The organism is Candidatus Thioglobus sp. (assembly GCF_028599055.1).
Classification (GTDB): domain Bacteria; phylum Pseudomonadota; class Gammaproteobacteria; order PS1; family Pseudothioglobaceae; genus Thioglobus_A.
The window spans coordinates 1-3,336 of the sequence record NZ_JAQRMS010000128.1 but is presented as its reverse complement, the minus strand read 5'-3'; the positions used below and the strand labels follow the sequence as shown (position 1 = coordinate 3,336).

Here is a 3,336-nt window from a genome sequence, read left to right as displayed (position 1 = left end):
CAGAGTTTTTGTTATATAACCTAGTGTTATATCATGGGGGAAAAAATTCCGTGCTTTCCGTGTATATAGCCTATCCTCAATACCTTTAGCGTGAACCCTTGACATAAATTTTGTGAGAATTGGGAAAAGGCTGAATAAACGCCTCTTTGACGCTTGACATGCTTGTTAAGGTTTCGCTTGATTGACTCATTGTTGTATAATTCGGTGAAATAACTTAAGAATAACAAAAGATGACAATTTTAACCCATAGACCACGTCGTATGAGAAAACACGCACATACCCGTGAATTAATGCGTGAAAACACACTAACCACTGATGATTTAATTTTTCCAATTTTTGTTATTGAAGGTGAAAACAAGCGCGAAAGCATTAACTCTATGCCAGATATCGAGCGTTTGAGTGTTGATCAATTGCTCATCGAAGCGCAAGAATTAGTGGATTTAGGCATTCGCGCCGTGGCCCTCTTCCCGGTTGTACCCGAAGCTAAAAAATCGCTCGATGCAGCGGAAGCTTTTAATGAAGATGGGCTCGCTCAACGCGCTGTACGCGCCCTAAAAGCCCAATTTAATGAATTGGCAGTAATTACTGATGTTGCACTTGATCCATTCACCACACATGGGCAAGATGGGCTGATTGATGATTCTGGCTATGTATTAAATGATGAAACAGTAGATGTTTTAGTCAAACAAGCTTTGTCACATGCCCAAGCTGGTAGTGATATTGTTGCCCCATCAGATATGATGGATGGTCGCATTGGTGCAATACGTGAAGCGTTAGAGGTTAATGGTTTTATTCATACTAATATTTTGGCTTATTCGGCCAAATACGCCTCAAGCTACTACGGACCGTTTAGAGATGCCGTTGGCTCAGCAGCAAACTTAGGCGCTTCAAGCAAAGAAACCTATCAAATGGATCCGGCTAATTCTGACGAAGCCATTCGAGAAGTAGGACTTGATATCGATGAAGGCGCTGACATGGTAATGATCAAACCAGGCTTACCTTATTTGGATATTGTGTATCGCATTAAACAAACTTTTGGTATGCCAACTTTTGCTTATCATGTAAGTGGCGAATACGCTCAGCTTAAAGCGGCCAGTCAAAATGGCTGGATTAATGAAGAAAAAGTAGCGCTTGAAACGCTACTCTCTTTCAAACGTGCAGGTGCTGACGCTATCTTAACTTACTACGCCAAGCAAGTTGCTAAGTGGTTGAAATAACACATTTTTTAATTTATATTAAAATATAATAATATTCTTATATAGTTAGTAAAATAGTGTATAATACCCCTCATTAATAACACCCTATTTTTGAGAGGCAATCATGGAAAACAAATCATTATTTACAAGCATTGTGTTGGCGCTGGCGTTAGTTAGTGGCTATGTCTTTTATACAGATAAAGTTAATGAACTAGAAACAGAGCTTCAGGCAACCACTCAAGAATACAACAATAAACTAACTGCACTCCAATCAACCGCTTCTGATAAGACCTCAACCCCTTCTGCACTAGAGTCACTTAATAACCAGCTGATTAAAGCGCAATCTGAATTAAAGCTAGCTCAACAAAAGTTAACACTAGCCAGTAGCAAATCTAGCGTCTTGGGCGATGAAATAACGCAAATGACTGACGCAAGAGATAAGGTTGGTTTACTTAAAGATTCATTACAATCAACCCAAGCCAAACTTGCAATAAGCGCTGAAAAAGTTGACTACCTAGAAAACCTATTCGCGACTCAAAACAAAGACACTATTGTGAACAACATTAATCGAATCAAAGAATTAAAAGAAACCTCAAGCGGTATTGCAGTAACAGGTTTAATCGTTCCTGCTATTGGTGTGGCTACGCTAGTATCGTATACCACAGAAGAAATTGACAACTACTGTGCCAACATTAAAAACATCATGACACTAGAGCATAAAGTCTTTGGTAAGGTAGTTTCTTTAGATAAAGCGATGCAAAAAAACTACCACAATCAATGTGAAGTAAGTCTTAAAGATAAAATCAAAAAAGGCTTAAAGAAACTTAAAATCGATCAGCCTAAATAATTTAGCCAATTCGATTATTAATTAAATCTTTAACCACTTCTGGCTCTGCCAGCGTAGAAGTATCACCTAAATTATCGTAATCATTCTCGGCAATTTTTCGTAGAATTCGACGCATGATTTTTCCAGAGCGTGTTTTTGGCAATCCCGGCGCAAACTGAATTTTATCAACCGTTGCAATCGGGCCAATTTCCGCCCTAACTAATTTAACCAACTCCGTTTTTAATTCGTCAGTAGGCTCAACCCCATTCATAATCGACACATATGCGTAGATTCCTTGACCTTTAATATCGTGCGGATAGCCAACTACGGCAGCTTCAGAGACATTCTCATGCAGCACTAAAGCTGACTCAATTTCAGCTGTTCCTAAACGATGCCCTGAGATATTTAGCACATCATCCACACGACCAGTAATCCAGTAGTAGCCGTCTTTGTCACGCTTAACCCCATCACCGGCAAAATACTTGCCCGGGAAGGTTGAAAAATAAGCCTCCATAAAACGCTCGTGATTATTGTAAAGCGTGCGCATTTGCCCTGGCCAAGATCTTGCCAATACCAAAATTCCTTCGGCTTCACCTTCTAACACTTCACCCTGTTCATTAACAATTTGCGGCTCAATGCCAAAGAACGGCTTAGACGCTGAACCTGGTTTTAATGCTGTTGCGTATGGCAGCGGGGTAATCATATGGCCACCGGTTTCAGTTTGCCACCAAGTATCTACCACGGGGCATTTGCCTTGACCTACCACATGATAGTACCATTCCCAAGCTTCTGGATTAATTGGCTCACCTACCGTACCTAATACACGCAAACTAGATCGGCTAGTCTTTTCAACAAATTCATCACCTGCACCCATTAGCGCACGAATCGCAGTTGGCGCTGTGTAGAATGTATTCACCTGATGCTTGTCAATTACTTGCCAAAAACGTGAGGCATCAGGATAAGAAGGAATGCCTTCAAACATCAGTGTGGTTGCGCCATTAGCAAGCGGACCATAAACAATATATGAGTGTCCTGTTACCCAACCCACATCAGCAGTACACCAATACACATCACCCTCTTGATAATCAAACGTATATTTATGAGTCATGGCTGCATAAAGCAAATAACCACCAGAGGTGTGTAATACGCCTTTTGGCTTGCCCGTTGATCCTGAGGTATAAAGAATAAATAGCGGTGTTTCAGCGTCATAAGCCTCGCATGGACATTCACTTGGCACATTAGCCACTAAATCGTGATACCAAACATCTTTAATGCCCCAATGCACTTCGCCTTTAGTATGCTGAACAACAACCA

At 40.7% G+C, this 3,336-nt stretch carries 3 protein-coding genes; 2 read left to right on the top strand and 1 reads right to left on the bottom strand.

Going from position 1 to position 3,336, the window contains the following annotated elements; all coding sequences use genetic code 11:
• The first annotated feature begins 230 nt into the window (after positions 1-230).
• Positions 231-1,217 carry a porphobilinogen synthase gene (hemB, locus tag PSN35_RS06720; RefSeq protein WP_300031227.1) on the top strand — a complete coding sequence of 329 codons (987 nt, stop codon included), beginning with the start codon at positions 231-233 and terminating at the stop codon, positions 1,215-1,217.
• 103 nt (positions 1,218-1,320) lie between these two features.
• Positions 1,321-2,043: a hypothetical protein gene (locus PSN35_RS06715; RefSeq protein ID WP_300031224.1), complete on the top strand. Its 723-nt coding sequence runs from the start codon at positions 1,321-1,323 to the stop codon at positions 2,041-2,043.
• Between the two features lies 1 nt (position 2,044).
• On the opposite strand, the gene PSN35_RS06710 is transcribed toward PSN35_RS06715, so the two are convergent.
• A partial coding sequence (locus tag PSN35_RS06710; protein WP_300031222.1) for an acetate--CoA ligase occupies positions 2,045-3,336 on the bottom strand: 1,292 nt, incomplete at its 5' end.